Below are 19,513 nucleotides of genomic sequence, written 5' to 3'. Positions count from 1 at the left end.
GAGACATGAGACGCAAGGCCGCCATCGCCACGACGGCCTGCCTCCTGATGCTCACCACCACCGCGTGCGAGACCCGCACCCAACGCGACGACCCCGAGCCGTCGGTCAGTGCGAGCGCCCCGGCACCGGTCGATGTGGCCGAGCACGAGTCCGGGCCGCAGAGCCCCATCGCCTTCGGCCTGGAGGTCCCCGAGGGTGCCACCCAGCTCGGCCCGCTCGTGCGCCTGCGCAGCGAGCGACTCATCGCGGCCTATCAGCCCGAGCTCGACGCTGCGGAGTCCCAGCGCGAGGCCGTGGAGGCCGAACGGCGCCAGGAGGCCGAGGACGCCGGCGAACCGACACCGACCGAGACTCCCACCCCCGAGACACAGCCCGGCCAGGACACGTTCGCCTCCGTGGAGAACCCGCCCCGCCCAGACACCACCGTGTCGGTCATGCGCATCGACACCGACCCCACCGACACGCTGCGCCACGTGCTCACCCAGGTGAACGCCGTCGTGCCCGGCGCCGGCCTGGTCACTGACGACATCGGCGAGTACTGCGAGGCCGAGGACCGCCGCGTCACGGCCTGCTTCGCGCAGGCCCGCGGGGAGACTGCCGACGGACGCGACGTGCGGGTCACCGTGACCGTCGACCCCGGCGACGTCGCGAGCAGGACCGCCCGCGCCTCCTCCCACTCCCAGCCGGTCATGACCGTGGTCGCCGAGTACGTCGGCGACCCTCGGGCCGGCCAGATCGAACGTGAGACCGAGAACATCGACGTCCCGCGCGACGTCGAGGGCGAGGACCGCTCGGAGCTCATCTGGCCCCAGATGGACGAGGAGGCGACCGACGTCGACGGGCTCCCCGAAGGGTGGGAGCTGCCCGTGCAGACGACCGTGCTGCTCACCGGATCCACACCCACGTTCGTGGCCACGGCCTCGGACCGGGTGCGCCAGGCCGACGACCTGGCGCAGGAGTTCTCCGCAGCCGTCGGCGAGCCGGAGATCGACATCGTCGAGGACCTCAACGAGATCACGACGACCTACCGCTCGACGAACTCCAAGGGTGACGTCGCCGTCGCCGCCTACATCCTGTCGGCACGCGGCAACTACGCCATGCTCTTCTACACCCCGGAGGGCTCGACCGGGCCCGGGGCCGAGGGGCCGATCGAGCCGCTCGAGTCCGCCGACCGGTAGCTCTGCAGGTGTCCGAGCACGTGCTCGACGACGGCCAGCAGCGGTCCGGGAGGCGCCTCGGCCAGACCGGGAACCGGCACCCAGCGGACGACGTCCGTCGTGCCCCCGACGTCCACGACGTGCGGCTCCGGGAGCCCGGCTCCATGGACGTCGGCGGCGTAGACCAGGTGCACGCCGTGGAAGTCCTCGTACCGGTCACCGCGTCCCTGCTCCACGACGTGGACGTCGTGCACCTCCACGAGCTGCGTGGCGCAGGCCTGCAGACCGGTCTCCTCGTGCAGCTCGCGCACCACGGTGACGCCGGGCGACTCCCCGTGGTCGACTCCCCCACCGGGCAACCCCCACCAACCACGAGGGTGACCGACCGGTGAGATCCGCGTCAGCAGCAGATGCTCGATCCCCCGGTCGTCCTCCCTCAGCACCACGGCATAGGCGCCGAGCCTCTGGGTCCGTCTTGCCGCTGAATACACCACGCCTCCTGCTCTCGATCAACGATTAGAGTCAACCACGATGAGCCAGCTCGACCCCCTGCCCCAGACGACCTCCGCCACCAAGGAGCGCGTCGCCTACCTGGACAACGCCCGGTACTGGGTGATGCTGCTGGTGGTCATCGGCCACTCGCTGACGCAGTTCACACAGATGGACTCCGCGCGCGGCGTGTACACGTGGATCTACGCCTTCCACATGCCGTTCTTCATCCTGATCTCCGGCTACACCGCCCGTCACTACATGGGCGATGCCAGACAGGTGCGCCGCATCGTCAGCACACTCGTCGTGCCGTACCTGATCGTCGAGATCTCGATGCAGATGATCCTGCGGTACTACACCGACAGCCCCGACCCGTACATGTTCCTGTCCCCGCAGTGGCTAGCGTGGTTCATGGCCGCGCTGTTCGTGTGGCGGATCACCACACCCATCTGGCGCGCGCTGAAGTACCCCATCACCACCTCGATCGCCATCTCGCTGCTCGTCGGACTGATCGAGGTGCCGAACGTCCTGGCCCTGCCCAAGATCCTCGGCTTCCTGCCGTTCTACGTCGTGGGGCTGCACATGACTCGCGAGCGGTTCGAGATGCTGGCCGACACCCGGATCCGCATCGCCTCGTTCGCCGTGCTGGCCGGTGCGTTCTGGTACTGCTACACCTACTCCTCCGGGTGGACGCTCGACTGGCTGCTGTGGAAGCAGCGCTACGACGAGGACCCTCTGCTCGCCGACCCTCTGGAGGGTGTGATGCAGCGCGGTGAGCTGCTCGTCGTGGGGTTCGTGCTGGCGTTCGCGGCGCTGTCGCTGGTCCCCCGCGGCCGGTCATGGACGACACGGATGGGCGAGCGGACGTTCTACTGCTACCTGCTCCACGGCTACGTCATCCTCATCCTGCGCCACGAGTTCGAGGTCTTCGACCGTCTCCAGCCCTACGGCGCCGAGGCCGCACTGGTGACCATCATCGTCGCCACGGTCGTCGCCAACCTGCTGATGCTCAAGATCGTCTCCACGGTCTTCCGGCCGATCTTCGAGCCCCGGCTCACCTGGCTGTTCCGCACCGACCCGACCCCGGCCAAGCCCAAGGACATCTCCCCCACCTGACACCCGGGTGGACGCAGACCGGCCCCGGACCAATGGTCCGGGGCCGGTCTACTGCGGCTCAGCTCACTCGTACGTGGTGAAGTCGAAGTCGTCGAGCTGGACGGCGGTTCCGTCCTCGGCACCGCCGAAGCCGTAGTCGTACGACTCGTACCCGGTGACCGCGTAGGCGGCCTGGCGGGCCTCCTCCGTCGGCTCGACCCGGACGTTGCGGTACCGGTCCAGACCGGTGCCGGCCGGGATCAGCTTGCCGATGATGATGTTCTCCTTCAGACCGCGCAGCGAGTCCGACTTGCCGTGGATCGCCGCATCGGTGAGGACGCGCGTCGTCTCCTGGAAGGACGCGGCCGACAGCCACGACTCCACCGCGAGCGACGCCTTGGTGATGCCCATGAGCACCGGACGTCCCGATGCCGGAGTGCCGCCCTCGGAGACGACCCGACGGTTCTCCTCCTCGAACTTCGAACGGTCGACCAGGTCGCCGGGGATGAGCAGGGAGTCGCTCTGCTCGATGACCGTCACACGACGCAGCATCTGACGCACGATGATCTCGATGTGCTTGTCGTGGATCGCCACACCCTGGCTGCGGTAGACCTCCTGGACCTCGTCCACGAGGTGCTCCTGAGCCTTGCGGACGCCCAGGATGCGCAGGACCTCCTGCGGGTCGGGCGTGCCGTGCGTCAGCTGGTCGCCGACCTCGACGCGATCGCCGTCGTCGACCCGCAGACGGGCACGCTTGGTGACCGGGTACTCCAGGACGTCCGAACCGTCGTCGGGGGTGATGACGATCTTGCGGGTCTTGTCGGTGTCGTCGATCGTGACCCGACCGGCGAGCTCGGTGATCGGGGCCTCGCCCTTGGGGCGACGGGCCTCGAAGAGCTCCACGACGCGCGGCAGACCGTGCGTGATGTCGTCACCGGCCACACCACCGGTGTGGAAGGTCCGCATCGTCAGCTGGGTGCCGGGCTCACCGATCGACTGGGCCGCGATGGTGCCGACCGCCTCGCCGATGTCGACGAGCTTGCCGGTGGCCAGCGAACGCCCGTAGCACTTGGCGCACGTACCGGTGCGCGCCTCGCAGGTCAGGACCGTACGGACCCGGATCTGCTCGACACCGGCGGTGACCAGCTGACCGATCTCGACGTCGCCGAGGTCGCCACCGGCTTCCACGAGCACCTCATCGGACTCGGGGTGCTTGATCTGCACGGCCGCGTTGCGTGAGTACGCCGAGGTCTCGACGTTCTCCGCCGGGACGAGCGTGCCGTCGTCGTTGCGCTGGGCGATCGTGTGGATGAGACCGCGCTCGGTGCCGCAGTCCTCCTCGCGGATGATGACGTCCTGGCTGACGTCGACGAGTCGGCGCGTCAGGTATCCGGAGTCAGCCGTACGCAGGGCGGTGTCGGCCAGACCCTTGCGGGCACCGTGGGTGGCGATGAAGTACTCGACCACCGACAGGCCCTCGCGGAAGTTCGCCTTGATCGGGCGCGGGATGATCTCGCCCTTGGGGTTGGCCACGAGGCCACGCATGGCGGCGATCTGACGGACCTGCATCATGTTGCCGCGGGCACCGGAGTGGACCATCATCCAGATCGGGTTGTCCTCGTTGGCGGTGAAGATCTTCTCCATCTCGCCGGAGACCTCGGCCGTGGCCTGGGTCCAGATCTCGATAAGCTCCTGACGACGCTCGTCCTCGGTGATGAGACCGCGGTCGAACTGCTGCTGGACCTTGGCTGCCTGACCCTCGTACTTGGCGAGCGTCTCTGGCTTTGACTCCGGCGTGACGACGTCGTCAATGGAGATCGTGACGCCCGAACGGGTGGCCCAGTGGAAACCGGTGTCCTTCAGGTTGTCCAGTGCGACGCCGACGTCGACCTTGCTGTAGCGCTCGGCGAGGTCGTTGACGATGACGCCGAGCTCCTTCTTGCCCACCTGGTAGTTCACGTAGGGGTAGTCGTCGGGAAGAGCCAGGTTGAAGATGGCACGGCCGAGCGTGGTCTCACGCGTCTGCACGGTGCCGTCGACGTCCGCGATGCGGATCTTCACCTTGCTCTGCAAGGAGATCTCCTTGCGGTCGAAGGCCATCTGAGCCTCCGCGACGGAGCTGAAGCTGCGACCCTCACCTGCCATCTCCTCACGCTCGAGCGTGAGGAAGTACAGACCGATGATCATGTCCTGCGTCGGCATGGTGACCGGACGGCCGTCGGACGGCTTCAGGATGTTGTTGGTCGACAGCATCAGGATGCGCGCCTCGGCCTGCGCCTCGGCGGACAGTGGCAGGTGCACGGCCATCTGGTCACCGTCGAAGTCGGCGTTGAAGGCCGAGCAGACCAGCGGGTGGATCTGGATGGCCTTGCCCTCGATGAGCTGCGGCTCGAAGGCCTGGATACCCAGACGGTGCAGCGTGGGCGCACGGTTCAGCAGCACCGGGTGCTCGGTGATGACTTCCTCCAGCACGTCCCAGACCTCGGCCCGGACACCGCGCTCGACCATCCGCTTGGCGCTCTTGATGTTCTGTGCGTGGTTGAGGTCCACGAGCCGCTTCATGACGAACGGCTTGAACAGCTCGATCGCCATCTGCTTGGGCAGGCCGCACTGGTGCAGCTTCAGCTGCGGGCCGACGACGATGACCGAACGACCGGAGTAGTCGACGCGCTTGCCGAGCAGGTTCTGCCGGAAACGCCCCTGCTTGCCCTTGAGCATGTCCGAGATGGACTTGAGGGGACGGTTGCCCGGTCCCGTGACGGGACGCCCACGACGGCCGTTGTCGAACAGCGAGTCCACGGCCTCCTGCAGCATCCGCTTCTCGTTGTTGACGATGATCTCGGGCGCGCCGAGGTCGAGCAGACGCTTGAGGCGGTTGTTGCGGTTGATGACACGGCGGTACAGGTCGTTCAGGTCCGACGTGGCGAACCGGCCACCGTCGAGCTGGACCATGGGACGCAGCTCCGGCGGGATCACCGGGACGGCGTCCAGGACCATGCCCTCGGGCCGGTTGCTGCTGCCCATGAACGCCGAGACGACCTTGAGCCGCTTGAGCGCACGGGTCTTCTTCTGGCCCTTGCCGTTGGCGATGACCTCGCGCAGCGAGGCGGCCTCGGCGTCGAGGTCGAAGGACTGCAGGCGCTTCTGGATCGCGGTGGCGCCCATGTAGCCCTCGAAGTAGTCGCCGAAGCGGTACGTCATCTCCCGGTAGAGCATCTCGTCGCCCTCGAGGTCCTGGACCTTGAGGTTCTTGAAGCGGTCCCAGACCTCCTTCAGGCGGTCGATCTCACGCTCGCTGCGCTGACGGATCTGCTTGAGCTCGCGGTCGGCCGCGTCGCGCACCTTCCGCTTGGCGTCGGCCTTGGCATCCTCGGCCTCGAGCGCGGCGAGGTCCTCCTCGAACTTCTTGCTGCGCTCGTCGACCGCGTTGTTCATGCGGTCCTCGAGCTGCTTGACCTCCATCTCGATCTTGGACTCCATCGAGGAGAGGTCGCGGTGACGCGCATCCTCATCGACGTGGGTGATCATGTAGGCCGCGAAGTAGATGACCTTCTCCAGGTCCTTCGGGGCGAGGTCGAGCAGGTAGCCCAGGCGGCTGGGGACACCCTTGAAGTACCAGATGTGGGTGACCGGCGCGGCGAGCTCGATGTGCCCCATCCGCTCGCGACGAACCTTGCTCCGGGTCACCTCGACGCCGCAACGCTCACAGATGATGCCCTTGAAGCGCACGCGCTTGTACTTGCCGCAGTAGCACTCCCAGTCCCGGGTGGGACCGAAGATCTTCTCGCAGAAGAGTCCGTCACGCTCCGGCTTGAGCGTGCGGTAGTTGATCGTCTCAGGCTTCTTGACCTCGCCGAAGGACCAATGACGGATGTCGTCGGCGGTGGCGAGACCGATCTTGAGCTGATCGAAGAAGTTCACGTCGAGCACGTTGTCTTCTTTCCCTTACGTTTCGAAATCTGAAGTAGTCACGTTGTGTGGTCCGGGCCTTCGAGCCGAGGAGCAGTCCCCCGGGCGAAGGCCCCGTCTCACACTTCTTCGACGCTGGACGGCTCGCGCCGCGAGAGGTCGATACCGAGCTCCTCCGCCGCGCGGAAGAGGTCTTCCTCGGCGTCGCGCATCTCCACCGCGGTGCCCTCGGCGTTGAGCACCTCGACGTTCAGGCACAGCGACTGCATCTCCTTGACGAGCACCTTGAAGGACTCCGGGATGCCGGGCTCGGGGACGTTCTCGCCCTTGACGATCGCCTCGTAGACCTTGACGCGGCCGAGGATGTCGTCGGACTTGATCGTCAGCAGCTCCTGCAGTGCGTACGCCGCACCGTAGGCCTCCAGGGCCCAGACCTCCATCTCACCGAAGCGCTGGCCACCGAACTGGGCCTTACCGCCGAGCGGCTGCTGGGTGATCATCGAGTACGGGCCGGTGGAACGCGCGTGGATCTTGTCGTCCACCAGGTGGTGCAGCTTGAGCATGTACATGTAGCCCACACTGATCGGGTCGGGGAACTGCTCGCCGGTGCGACCGTCGAACAGCACCGCCTTGCCCTCGGGGCCGACCATGCGATCACCGTCGCGGTTGGGCAGCGTGGAGGCCAGCAGGCCCTGGATCTCGTCCTCGCGCGCACCGTCGAAGACCGGCGTGGCGATCTTGGAGTCCATGGGGGCCCGATCGGCGCCCAGGGCGCGCAGGCGGTCGGCCCACTCGTCCTTGAGGTCGCCGATGTCCCAGCCGGCCTTGGCCACCCACCCGAGGTGGGTCTCCAGCACCTGGCCGATGTTCATGCGGCCGGGCACACCCAGAGGGTTGAGCACGATGTCGACGGGCGACCCGTCCTCGAGGAACGGCATGTCCTCCAGCGGCAGGATCTTGGAGATGACGCCCTTGTTGCCGTGGCGTCCGGCGAGCTTGTCGCCGTCGGAGATCTTGCGCTTCTGGGCCACGTAGACGCGGACCAGCTGGTTGACGCCGGGGCTGAGCTCATCGCCGTCCTCGGCGTTGAACACACGCACACCGATGACGGTGCCGGACTCGCCGTGCGGCACCTTCAGGGAGGTGTCGCGGACCTCGCGGGCCTTCTCGCCGAAGATGGCGCGCAGCAGGCGCTCCTCAGGGGTCAGCTCGGTCTCGCCCTTGGGCGTGACCTTGCCGACGAGGATGTCGCCGTTGCCGACCTCGGCACCGATACGGATGATGCCGCGCTCGTCGAGGTCGGCGAGCATCTCGTCGCTGACGTTCGGGATGTCGCGGGTGATCTCCTCCGGGCCCAGCTTGGTGTCACGGGCATCGACCTCGTGCTCCTCGATGTGGATCGAGGTCAGCAGGTCGTCCTGCACGACGCGCTGGGAGAGGATGATGGCGTCCTCGTAGTTGTGCCCCTGCCACGGCATGAAGGCCACCAGCAGGTTGGCGCCCAGGGCCATCTCGCCCTGGTCGGTGCACGGGCCGTCGGCCAGCGGCGAGCCGACCTCCACACGGTCCCCCTGCGCGACCAACGGTCGCTGGTTGGTGCAGGTGCCCATGTTGGAGCGGCGGAACTTCGACAGGCGGTACGTGCTGTACGTGCCCTCGTCCTCCATGATCTCCACCGAGTCGGCCGAGACCTCCTTGACCACACCGGCCTTCTTGGCGATGGTCACGTCACCGGCGTCGACGGCGGCACGGAACTCCATGCCGGTGCCGACCAGCGGGGAGTCGTTGCGCACCAGCGGCACGGCCTGACGCTGCATGTTGGCGCCCATGAGCGCGCGGTTGGCGTCGTCGTGCTCCAGGAACGGGATGAGGGCCGTGGCCACGGAGACCATCTGGCGCGGCGAGACGTCCATGTAGTCGACCTCGCTGGCCGGGCGGAGCTCAGCCTCGCCGCCGCGCTGGCGCACCAGCACGGCATCGTCGACGAACGTTCCGTCATCGTTGAGCGGGGAGTTCGCCTGGGCGATGATGTAGCGGTCCTCATCGGTCGCGACGAGGTAGTCGATCTGGTCGCTGACCTTGCCGCCCTCGACCTTGCGGTACGGCGACTCGATGAACCCGAAGGCGTTGATCCGGCCGTAGGAGGCCAGCGAACCGATCAGGCCGATGTTCGGACCCTCAGGCGTCTCGATCGGGCACATGCGTCCGTAGTGCGACGGGTGAACGTCACGGACCTCGTAGCCGGCGCGCTCACGGGACAGACCACCGGGACCGAGCGCGTTGAGTCGACGCTTGTGCGTCAGGCCGGCCAGGGGGTTGTTCTGGTCCATGAACTGCGACAGCTGGCTGGTGCCGAAGAACTCCTTCAGCGCCGCCACGACAGGACGGATGTTGATCAGCGTCTGCGGCGTGATGGCCTCGACGTCCTGGGTGGTCATGCGCTCGCGCACGACGCGCTCCATACGGGCCAGACCCGTGCGCAGCTGGTTCTGGATCAGCTCGCCGACCGTGCGGATACGACGGTTGCCGAAGTGGTCGATGTCGTCGGCCTCGACGATGGCCGTGCCGGCCGGGGCCTCGAGCTCGGTCTCACCGGCGTGCAGCGCCACGACGTACTTGATCGTCGCGACGATGTCGTCGATCGTCAGCGTCTGGGCGTCGAACGCCTCCTGGGTGCCGAGCTTCTTGTTGATCTTGTGACGACCGACCTTGGCCAGGTCGTACCGCTTGGCGTTGAAGTAGTAGTTGTCCAGCAGCGTCTGTGCTGCCTCGCGCGAGGGCGGCTCACCCGGACGGAGCTTGCGGTAGATGTCCAGCAGCGCCTCATCCTGCTCGGCGACGTTGTCCTTCTCCAGCGTGAGGCGGATCGACTCGTACTGGCCGAACTCCTCCAGGATCTGGGCCTCGGACCAGCCGAGGGCCTTGAGCAGCACCGTGACGCTCTGCTTGCGCTTGCGGTCCAGACGGACGCCGACGAGGTCACGCTTGTCGACCTCGAACTCCAGCCAGGCGCCACGCGAGGGGATGACCTTGGCGGTGTAGACGTCCTTGTCCGACGTCTTGTCCGGGGTGCGCTCGAAGTAGACGCCGGGTGAGCGGACGAGCTGTGAGACGACGACACGCTCGGTGCCGTTGATGATGAAGGTGCCCTTGTCGGTCATGAGCGGGAACTCACCCATGAAGACGGTCTGGCTCTTGATCTCGCCGGTCTCGTTGTTCATGAACTCGGCGGTGACGAACAGCGGCGCGGCGTAGGTGACGTCGCGGTCCTTGCAGTCGTCGACGGAGTACTTCGGCGGCTCGAACCGATGATCACGGAACGACAGGCTCATGGTCTCGGAGAAGTCCTCGATCGGGGAGATCTCCTCGAAGATCTCCTCCAGTCCGGACTTGCTGGAGACGTCGGTTCGCCCGGAGGCGATAGCCGCGTCGACGCCGGCCTGCCACTTCTCGTTGCCGATCAGCCAGTCGAAGCTGTCGGTCTGCAGCGCCAGGAGCTCGGGAACCTCAAGAGGTTCGGAGATCTTGGCGAAGGAGATGCGGCGAGGGGCGAGCCCGGCGGAGCTCTGTGCTGGAGTGTTCTGTGCTGCAGTCTGGGCAGTCGAGTTCTGGGCGGAGGTGCGCGAGGCGGCCAAGAGGAGTCCTTCCAAGGGCTTCGCAAGGGTGGCACGTATGGACTTCTGCGCACGCCACTTGACCCCGGTCAAGGGGTCTGAGAGCAAGCCTGGAGCAAGCGTGGTGAGCGCGAAAGTCAAGTGTAACCCTCTGCAGCAAGCCGATGCAACCGGGGTGCTTGACAACGCCTCCCACATGGTTCAGCATGGTGTGCTTTTGCCCATGATGCTGGCGCTGGGCCGACGACGTCGCTCGTCCGCCACGGCCCGGGCGAGGGCAGAGGATCAGCGCGATGCTCAGTAGGCCTCGATGTCGTCGACGAGCCAGTCGCCACCGGACTTGACCATCGACAGCGCGATCCGGTTCCCGAAGACCGTCGGTTCGTCGTCGCCGTCGGCGACCCGTGCCTGGTCGATGAAGACCAGTACGTCAACCGCGTCGCGCGAGCAGTCCCCTCCACACGGCATCGCGGCGGCGTCGCGCGCGGTGGCCTCCACGACGATCTGGCGCTGGGGCGCGAGGTCGTCCAGGGCCGGTGAGATGGACTCGAACTCCTCGGCGAAGTCGTCGGTCATGAGGGCCTGGGCATTCTCCAGGTGCTCATCGAGGCGGTCGTAGCGATACCCGAGGATCTGCTCGGACGCAGTGGAGGCAGCGGCTGCCGCCTCAGCCTGCGCGGCCTCCAGACCTGCCCCACCTCGGATCTTCTGCACGGCCCAGTAGGAGGCGACGACGGCGAAGACGAGCGCCAGCACCACCACGAGCACCGCGAGCGCGGTGCGCAGGCGCGCACGCGACGGCGTGAGTCCCGACGCGGTCCGGGAGCTCTCCCCCTCGCCGGGGGACTCGAGGTCGTCCGGCTCCAGGGTGTCCTCCCCCGCGCGCTCGTCCTGGGACCTCGAACGGCCCCTGCGCCAGCCGGCCGGGACGATCCGAGGAGCCTCCTCGCGCTCGGACACGTCCTGCTGTGGGACGCCCTCAGGATCGTCGCCCGTCTCCGCGAGGTCATCGGGCGCGTCGCGATCCAGGGGAACGTCCTGCGACGTCGAGGAAGCCTTGGCGGCACCTGGACGGACGACGGGTCGTTTGACGACGCGTCGTGCCGGCTGCTGCGCCGCATCCGTGCTCGGCGTTCCCTCACCGGCGATACGGCGACGGCGTGCAGGACGTTCCTCCCCGCTCACTGACCCTCCTCGCTCTGGTTCTCACCCTGGGGGCTCTCACCCTCCATGTCAGGGACGAGGCCACCCTCCTCGCCGGGCTCGCCGAGCTCCGCGTCCACCGGGACGACCTGCTCGAACTGGCTCACCAGCCACTCGCCCCCCTCCTTGGCGAAGGTGACCTTCCACCGGAAACGACGCTGCACGGCCGCGTCATCCTCCGAGGTGCTGATCGAGGCGTTGACCGCCACGAGGGCCACGGCGTCGTCGCCGTCCACGGTGTCGATCGCCGAGGCGAGGACGCGGGCATCGCCGCTGCTCTGCTCCTTGGAGTCCAGCGCGGAGAAGACCGCGTCCGTGATGCGCTTGAACTCCCCGAAGTAGTCCTCGGTGAGCAGGTCCTTCATGCGCTCCTGGTACTCGTCCTTCTCGGCGACGTCGTAGGTGTTGTACGTGACGGCGAAGTCCTCTGCCCGCTGCAGCACCTCCCGATGGTCAGCAGACTCGCCGTCATCGACGAACGGCAGCAGCGGCACGAGCAGTCCGGCAGCGAGGGCGATGACGCCCACGAGCACGCCAAAGCCGGTCAGGACGACGAACCTGGGGCGCTTGCCGGACTCCGAGCTCAATTGCTCGCTGGTTCCAGCAGAAGCCACGAGAGGGCGCCCTTTCCTGTGACGGAATCGTCTGCAACCCCGTCCGCGCCCTCGCCGGGTGCGACGGATGTGCGATTGCGGTTGATGTCCTCGGAGTCCAACGTCGTCCTGGTCGGCATCTTCTCCGGATCGGTGCAGTTCACGTCGAGGTCGAACCCACGCGGCGTCCGGTTCTGGGCGTCAGGGTCAGCCGTCGAACGCTCCCCGAGCTGATCAGGATCCATCCTTTCACGGTGGCCGTCCTCGCAAACCTCGACCTTGCCGTCACCGACCGGTGAGGACAGCACGAGGCCGAAGGTGGCGTCGTACTCGCCCTTGACCCGCTCGCTGGGCCCGGCAACGCTGAACGAGCCCTCCAGCAGGTACGGGTAGAGGATCGAGAGCACCTGCAGGCCCTTGTTGTTCCTCGCCACAGGCTCGGTGGCCACGCGCAGGTCACGGAAGATCGACCGCAGGTCCTCAGCGTTCTCATCGACGAGCTCGCGGGTCTCCCGCGCTGCGGGCGTGCCCTCATCGAGCAGGCGCCTGACGTCGGCGTCGGACTCCACGAGGGTGTCGGAGAACAACGCGAGATTCTCCGAGAACGTGGCCAGCTGGCCCTGCTTGTCGATCTGGGTCTGCAGCACGCCCTGGGAGTTGTGGATGAGGTCACGGGTGACGTCGATGTTGGCGTCGGCCTCGTTGATGAACTCCGTCGTGGTGTCCACGATGCGTGTCAGGTCACGGCCCGTGCCCTCGAAGGCTGCTCCGAGCTCGGCCACCAGGGTGCTCAGGTTGTCGGTGTCGATGGACTTCACGAGCGAGTTCACGTTGACCAGCAACGTGGTGGTGTCGATCGGGATGGCTGTCTTGGTGGTCTCGATCGTCGAGCCCGCCTGCAGGAACGGGGCCTGGTTGCTCTGCGGCTGCAGGTCGACGAACTGCTCGCCGATGGCTGACTTGTTGGCCACGTGCGCTTCGGCGTCGGCGGAGATGTCGGGGGCGTCCTTCTCGATGTCCAGCACGACATCGACACCGTCACGAGTGAACTCCAGCTCGCCGACGCGGCCGACCTCGATGCCTCGGTAGGTCACCTGGGCACCGGCGAAGATCCCTCCGGAGTCCTCGAACTTGGCGGTCACGGGGTAGGTGCGATCGATGAAGATCCGGTCGACCTCGGCGTACCGCCCTCCCACGAAGGCGGTGCCGAGCACCGTGATGATGGCGAAGATCACCAGCTGGATCTTGGTGAATCGAGTGATCATCGCGCCACCGCCGGTCCGATCAGGAGACGACTCGCGTCGTCCGCATTCTGCATGTACTCATCGGCCGTCGTGGTGCGGCACGCTCCGAGCAGGTTGCAGAAGCCGCTGCCACCCTCGGTACCGGAGCTGCCCCCATCGCTGTGCTGCGACGGACCTTCAGGAGAACTGTCGTTGCCTGAGTCGGCCGGTGCGAGACCCTCGACGAGATCGACGAGGCCGTCCTCGTCGGACTCAGCAGCCTCGCTCTGGGTGCTGGCGGGGGCGTCGGAGTCGGACGGAGTCAGGGTGTTGCCCAGGCTGATGACGCCCCGCAGGAGGTTCTCGATCTGGTCGGAGTCGAGCTTCAGGCGGATGTCGAGGTTGGAGTAGTCCCCGTAGCACGCCGTGTCGCTCACGGCCCGTTCGTCGGCAGAGGTCAGGTCCGGCTCACAGGTCTCCCGCGCACGCGTGACGCTGTTGCCGACGATCGCGTCGGTGAAGGGGAAGGACAGCAGCACCTGCATGCTCGTGGCGAGGTCGTCGCCCGCGTCGGCCAAGCCCCTGAGGGTGGGCTCGAGGTCGCGGAGCACAGCCAGGGTGTCGCCCTTGGTACGTCGGATGACGTCGACGGAGACGTCGCTCAGGCCGTCGAGCGCCTCGAGCAGGGAGACGATCTCGTCGCGCTGCTCATCGAGCACCTCCAGAGCCTCGGGCAGCTCATCGAGTGCCTCGACGATCGCACCCTCCTGCTCCTGCGTGGTCTCGGCGAGGTGGTTGACCTTCTCCAGCGCCGTCAGGAGGTCCTCGGAGTTGTCGTCGAGCTGACCGAGGAAGTCCTCGGAGGTCCGCAGGAGCTCCTTGATCTCCGGGGAGTTGCCGTCGAGCGCGCGGTTGAGCTCCTTGACGATCGTGTTGGTCTTCTCCAGACCGCCACCGTTGAGCAGCAGCGAGGCGGCACCGAGGACCTCCTCGATGTCAGGGTTGCGCCCCGAGCGGTCCAGACCGATGTGGTCGCCGTCGGCGAGACGTCCGGGACCGGGGTTCTCGGGGGCCTCCAGCGCCACGAACTTCTCACCCAGCAGGCTGGACTGGCGCAGGTTGGCCACGGCGTTGTTCGGCAGCTCGACGTCGTCGTTGACCTGCAGGGTCACCGTGGACGTCCAGCCGTCGAGCTCGATCTTGGTGACCTTGCCGACGGCGATGTCATCGACCCGCACCGCGCTCTGCGGCACGAGGTCGAGCACGTCGCGGAACTCCACCGTCACCTCGTAGGGGTCGTCCCCGACGTTGGCGCCGCCGGGCAGCGGCAGGTCGTAGGGGGACATCCCACAGCCGCTGAGCAGCACGGCGGCGGCCGCGGCCACCGCGGCGAGCCTGGTGCGTGCGGTCCTGATCATCACTGCACCGCCAACATCTCTTCGAGCGACGTCTGGGTCCGGTCCGGGGACTGTCCGGAGGTCACGCCGGTGCGCTCTGCTCCCAGCCCCTCGCGGAGCTGCTGCAACAGCTCCTCGTCCACTTCTTCCTCTGCGGAGGCATCGTCACCGGAGGAACCGGCGGCGTCGCCGATGCCGTCGGCGAGCCCATCGGTCACCGGACTGACAGCGTCGGCCAGGGTGCGGCAGCCATCCAGCAACAGGTCTCCGATCACCGGGACCTCCTCGAGCCCGAGGCCCTCCGCCGCGTTGCACAGCACGCTGGGCAGCCCGCCCACCAGGCCGGTGAGCAGGCCCAGGACGTCGGCGTGGTTGTCGAGCGTGCCGAACTCGCCGTTGTACGTGAGGGCCACGTTGGACAACGCGGTGGGGGCGTTGACGGTGAAGCCCTCGATGTCCTGCTCGTGCTGCGCCAGCACCTCGGCGATGCTCTGCAGGTTGTCGACGTTGCCGCGCAGCTCCTCGCGGTTGTCACGCACCAGCGTGCGCACCTCCACGAGCGCGTCACCCAGCGCCTCCAGCGTGAGCGCGAGATCCTCACGCTCACCTTCGAGCACCTCGGAGACCTCCGCGGTGGAGTCGAAGAACGCACGGACCGAGGAGTCGTTGCGGTCGAGGAGCTCGACGAACTGCGAGACCTCGCGCACCGTGCCGAACAGGTCGTCCTTGTTGTCCGACAACGTCTGGCCGAGCTGACCGAAGTTGCGGATCGTCTGGTTCAGCTGAGCCCCCTGGCCATCGAGCTGGGCGGCGGTGTCGTCGACGAGGCGGCTGAGCGCGCCGTCGGAGTTGGCGCCGTCGGGACCGAGGGCCACGGAGAGGTCGTCCAGCGAGCCGTACACCTCATCGAGCTCGACCGGCACCTCGGTCCGATCCGGCCCGAGCGAGGCACCGTCCTTCAGCTCCGCGCCGCCGTCGAAGGCCGGCGCGAGCTGGACGAAACGGTCACCCACGATCGACGGGGAGACGATGACGGCCTTGACGTCATCGGGCAGCCGCACGTCCTTGGGGTAGGAGATCTCGGCCCGCACGGTCTCACCGCGCGGGGTGAGCTTGTCGACCGTGCCCACGTTGACGCCGAGGATCTTGACGTCCGAGCCCTCGTACAGGGAGTTGGTGCGGGGGAAGTCCACGGTGAGCGTGCGCGACTCGGTGCGATCGACGAAGACGAAGACCGCACCGGCCACCAGCAGCAGGACCACCAGGACGGTGATCATGCGGCTCAGAGCGGCGAAACGTTCCAGGAGTCCGGACATCAGTTGTTGTCACCGCCGATCTGCACGTAGGTCTCGAACCACGGTCCCGTGCCGAGCGCGTTGGAGAAGACCCGCAGGAACGCCGGCAGCGTCGTGAGGGCCGCATCGAGGCTGTCCTGGTTGCGCTTCAGCATGTCGGTGACACGCTCCAGACGGGTCAGGGCCGGGTTGAGGTCGGCGCGCGTCTGCTCCACCAACGTCTGCAGCTCCGCCGAGATCTCCTGGGTGGAGACGAGCAGGCGGTTGATCGACTCGCGCCGCGAGCTCAGCGCATCGAAGAGCACCGAGGCATCCTCGAAGAGCGTCTCGAGCTCCTCGTTGCGCGAGTTGAGGACTCCGGAGACCTTCTTGAGATTGACCAGCAGCGTGTTGATCTGCTCATCGCGGGCCACGAGGTTCTCCGACAGGTCGGAAACTCCCTGGATGGCGCCCCGGAACTCCTCCGGGGTCTCTGCCGCCACGTCGCCCAACGTCTCCAGCGCCGCGGCGATCTGGTCCTTGTCGAGTGCCTCGTTGACCTCGGTGAGGTCGGAGAAGGCCTCGACGACGTCATAGGGCGGGACCGTACGGTCCACCGGGATCGTGTCGCCCTCGTCCAGGTCTCCGCTGCCGTTGGGCGTCAGCGCGAGGAACTGTGCGCCCAGCAGGGTACGGAGCTTGATCTCGGCGCCGGTCTCCTGGCCGAGCTGGGTGCCCTTGTCGATCTTGAAGGTGACATTGACCTTGTTGCCCTCAAGGTCGATGGACTGGACCTTGCCGACGGTGATGCCGGCCACGCGGACCTCGGCGTCGTCACGCAGTCCACCGATCTCGGCGAACTCGGCATGATAGATCTCGCCCGCACCGATGATGGGCAGCTGGTCCGCCCGGAAGGCCGCCAGCAGCATCGCACCGATGACGGCGAAGCCGAGCAGGCCGATGACGGCCAGGTTGCGTTCACGGAAGGGCTTCATCAGTACTCACCACCCTCGGTCGCGCACCGTGCACCACCGGTCTTGAGGTTGCTGAGCTCCTGGCCCTCGGGGAGGTTCAGCAGACTGCCGATCGCACCCTCGACCGTCTCCTCCACCGCGCCGTCACCGGGCAGCATCTCGAGGTCGACGTCGAGCTCGCACACGTAGAAGTTGAACAACGAACCGTTGGAGGCGAGGTTGCCCAGCTTCTCCAGCTTGATCGGCAGGATCTGCAACGACTTCTCCACCTGGTCAAGGTTCTTCTTCTTGGACAGGTTGCCGCTCAGCCGGTTGAGCTGCTTGACGTCCGCGGCGAGGTCGTCACGACCCTCGCTCAGCAGACCTGAGGTCTCCTCGGTGAGCAGGGAGATCGAGTCCAGGGAGCCGAGGATGGCGCCGCGGTCCTCCTTCAGCCCGGTCACGAGCGCCTGAAGGTTGTCGATCGTGGAGGTCAGCTGCTCGTCGCGGCTGCCGATGGTGTCCAGGACGTCGGAGAGGTTGGTGATGACGTCGCCGATGAGCTCGTCGCGGCCGGCCAGCGTCTGGGTGAGCGAGGCCGTGCGGGCCAGCAGGCTCTCGACGTTGCCGGCCTCACCCTGCAGCGTCTGGACCAGCTCGAAGGCCAGCTGGTTGGTGTCCTCCGGCGAGAGTGCCTGGAAGACCGGCTTGAACCCGTTGAGCAGGACGTTGAGGTCCAGTGCCTCCTCGGTGCGCTCCTGCGGGATCGTGCTGCCGGGCTCGAGACGCTGCGTGCCACCCTCACCGCCCTGGTAGAGCGCCATGTAGCGCTGACCGACCAGGTTGCGGAACCTCAGCTGGGCGTTGGTGTTCTGGGTGAGCGGGATGTCGGAGTCGACGCCGAAGGTCACCAGCGCCTCGTCGCTCTCGACGATGTCGACGCTCTTCACCTCGCCCACACGAACTCCGCTGATGCGGACGTCGTCGCCCTTGGCCACTCCGGTGGCGTCACTGAATCGGGCCTGGTAGGTCTCGGTGCTCTGGAACAGGCCCTGGCTCAGCACGACCATGAGCAGCAGGGTCGCGCCGCCGGTGAAGCCGAAGAAGACGGCCAGCTTGAGCAGTGCGGACAGGGATTCCTTGTCGAGCTTCACGGGGCCTGCACCTCCGCTCCACGCAGGACCGGACTGAGCAGCAGCGACGCGGCATCCGGGACGTCGGAGGCCTCGACCCCCGCCATGGCGGCGGCGAGCTGGCGGACCTGGTCACGCTGCTGCTCGCTGTCGGTGTTGGCCAGGCTGGGGCTCCAGTAGCCCAGGTCGCCCAGCGAGGCCGCAGCGGCACGCTCGAAGTCCTCGTCCTCGCCGAACTTGCTGTTGTGGCTGTTGGTGAGCCCCACGAGCGTGTAGACCTCCGGTGGAACGTTGAACGGCACCTTGTCCTGCGCGAGCGACCCGGAAGGGTTGCCGGCGTCGGTGCGGTAGCCGTCCGGACCGGTCTCGTTGCTGTACTGGGGCAGGCTCTCGCAGACCTGCTCGATGGAGTTGGGCCCGGTGGGCTGGGCGTAGGAGCTCGAGTCGATCACGGCCTGGTCCGGCAAGTTGGCCTCCTCGCCCTCCTCGTACTGCGTCGGTTGCGTCGCGAGGGTCTTGAGGTCGATGTGCACCGTGCGGTTGCGCAGCACACTGTCGAGCCGCTCGACCGAGGTGGCCATGCCACCCAGGAAGCACGGGAACGTCGAGGAGTACTTGGCCGAGACCTGCAGGATCTCGCGGCTCTGCGAGCCCAGCGCCTCCAGGTCGTCGGCGTTGGCCGCGACGAACTCGGTGAGCGTGTCGGCCAGGCGGGTGCCCTCGTCGAAGAACGCCGCGAGCTCGGTGCGCTTGGCCACGAGCGTGTTGCCGGTGGTGACGGAGTTGCGCAGCAACCTCGCGACCGTGGGCAGCTCCTTGGCGTAGATGTCGGAGACCTCACCGAGCTTGACCAGGTCATCGACCAGCACCGGCACGTCGGGGTTGATCTCCTTGAGGTAGTCGTTGGCCGTCACGAGGGTCTCGCCGAGCTTCTCGCCGCGCCCCTCCAGTGCCTGCGCCATCGCGGTCAACGTGTAGGAGAGGTCGGCGGGCTCGACGGCCTGCAGCAACGGGTAGAGGTCGTTGAGCAGGTCCTCGACCTCGATCGGCACCTCGGCGCGGGTGATGGTGTCGCCGGCCTTGAGGGACTCGCTGTCCGGCCCGGCGCCCTCGGCGGCGATGAGCGAGATGTACTTCTCGCCGAAGAGCGTCTTGGGGATGATGTCGGCGGTGACGTCGGCGGGGATCCGGTCGATGTACTCGGGCTTGATCGCCAGCTGCATCGTGACGCCCTGGTCGCTCGGCTCGATGGAGCGGACCGATCCGACGATCATCCCGCGCAGCTTGACGTCGGCGTTCATGGGCAAGTTGGAGCCGGACTTGGACGTCTGGAGGGTGACCATCTCCGCTCTCTCGAACGTCTTGTTGAAGAAGGCATAGGTGAGCCACACGAAGAACAGCATGAGCACGACGAAACCGATGCCCAGCACCTTCAGTGCGGTGGGGCGCTCAGCCAGAGGAGTTGCAGCCATG

General features: G+C 67.0%; 13 protein-coding genes. 2 read left to right on the top strand and 11 right to left on the bottom strand.

Annotation, left to right across the window (positions count from 1 at the left end; translation table 11 throughout):
• Positions 1-5: 5 nt before the first annotated feature.
• Complete coding sequence (locus ACEVFP_RS04205; protein WP_375002195.1) at positions 6-1,178, top strand: hypothetical protein; 1,173 nt, start codon at positions 6-8, stop codon at positions 1,176-1,178.
• On the opposite strand, the gene ACEVFP_RS04200 is transcribed toward ACEVFP_RS04205, so the two are convergent.
• Entirely contained in the window at positions 1,106-1,651 is a 546-nt protein-coding gene (locus ACEVFP_RS04200; RefSeq protein ID WP_375002193.1) for an NUDIX hydrolase, read from the bottom strand. The genes ACEVFP_RS04205 and ACEVFP_RS04200 overlap by 73 nt on opposite strands.
• A gap of 37 nt (positions 1,652-1,688) precedes the next feature.
• Here ACEVFP_RS04200 and ACEVFP_RS04195 point away from each other — a divergent pair, with 37 nt between their 5' ends.
• Complete coding sequence (locus ACEVFP_RS04195; protein ID WP_375002191.1) at positions 1,689-2,762, top strand: acyltransferase family protein; 1,074 nt, start codon at positions 1,689-1,691, stop codon at positions 2,760-2,762.
• Positions 2,763-2,825: 63 nt separating this feature from the next.
• Here the strand turns inward: ACEVFP_RS04195 and ACEVFP_RS04190 are convergent, their stop codons facing one another.
• The 10 genes from ACEVFP_RS04190 to ACEVFP_RS04145 all read right to left on the bottom strand — a co-directional run bounded on the left by ACEVFP_RS04190 (position 2,826) and on the right by ACEVFP_RS04145 (position 19,512).
• Positions 2,826-6,671 (bottom strand): DNA-directed RNA polymerase subunit beta', encoded by a 3,846-nt coding sequence (locus ACEVFP_RS04190; RefSeq protein ID WP_375002189.1) that lies wholly within the window; start codon positions 6,669-6,671, stop codon positions 2,826-2,828.
• 98 nt (positions 6,672-6,769) lie between these two features.
• Positions 6,770-10,189 carry a DNA-directed RNA polymerase subunit beta gene (gene rpoB / locus ACEVFP_RS04185; protein ID WP_375003759.1) on the bottom strand — a complete coding sequence of 1,140 codons (3,420 nt, stop codon included), beginning with the start codon at positions 10,187-10,189 and terminating at the stop codon, positions 6,770-6,772.
• A gap of 372 nt (positions 10,190-10,561) precedes the next feature.
• Positions 10,562-11,449, bottom strand: a complete 888-nt coding sequence (locus tag ACEVFP_RS04180; RefSeq protein ID WP_375002188.1) for a hypothetical protein — start codon at positions 11,447-11,449, stop codon at positions 10,562-10,564.
• Complete coding sequence (locus ACEVFP_RS04175; RefSeq protein ID WP_375002187.1) at positions 11,446-12,054, bottom strand: hypothetical protein; 609 nt, start codon at positions 12,052-12,054, stop codon at positions 11,446-11,448. The genes ACEVFP_RS04180 and ACEVFP_RS04175 overlap by 4 nt, the downstream gene beginning before the upstream one ends.
• Positions 12,051-13,325 (bottom strand): MCE family protein, encoded by a 1,275-nt coding sequence (locus ACEVFP_RS04170; RefSeq protein ID WP_375002185.1) that lies wholly within the window; start codon positions 13,323-13,325, stop codon positions 12,051-12,053. Before ACEVFP_RS04170 ends, ACEVFP_RS04175 begins: the two co-directional genes overlap by 4 nt.
• Positions 13,322-14,701, bottom strand: coding sequence for an MCE family protein (locus tag ACEVFP_RS04165; RefSeq protein WP_375002183.1), 1,380 nt, complete (start codon positions 14,699-14,701; stop codon positions 13,322-13,324). Before ACEVFP_RS04165 ends, ACEVFP_RS04170 begins: the two co-directional genes overlap by 4 nt.
• A complete protein-coding gene (locus ACEVFP_RS04160; protein WP_375002182.1) occupies positions 14,701-15,996 on the bottom strand; it encodes an MCE family protein in 1,296 nt (431 codons plus the stop codon). Before ACEVFP_RS04160 ends, ACEVFP_RS04165 begins: the two co-directional genes overlap by 1 nt.
• A complete protein-coding gene (locus ACEVFP_RS04155) occupies positions 15,996-16,949 on the bottom strand; it encodes an MCE family protein (RefSeq protein ID WP_375002180.1) in 954 nt (317 codons plus the stop codon). Before ACEVFP_RS04155 ends, ACEVFP_RS04160 begins: the two co-directional genes overlap by 1 nt.
• Entirely contained in the window at positions 16,949-18,061 is a 1,113-nt protein-coding gene (locus ACEVFP_RS04150) for an MCE family protein (RefSeq protein WP_375002179.1), read from the bottom strand. The genes ACEVFP_RS04155 and ACEVFP_RS04150 overlap by 1 nt, the downstream gene beginning before the upstream one ends.
• Entirely contained in the window at positions 18,058-19,512 is a 1,455-nt protein-coding gene (locus ACEVFP_RS04145) for an MCE family protein (protein WP_375002177.1), read from the bottom strand. The genes ACEVFP_RS04150 and ACEVFP_RS04145 overlap by 4 nt, the downstream gene beginning before the upstream one ends.
• Between the last annotated feature and the right edge of the window lies 1 nt (position 19,513).

The sequence above is a fragment of the Aeromicrobium sp. CTD01-1L150 genome (genome assembly GCF_041951745.1).
GTDB lineage: Bacteria > Actinomycetota > Actinomycetes > Propionibacteriales > Nocardioidaceae > Aeromicrobium.
Note: the sequence above shows the minus strand (reverse complement) of the source record. Positions and strands in the feature narration are given on the sequence as shown.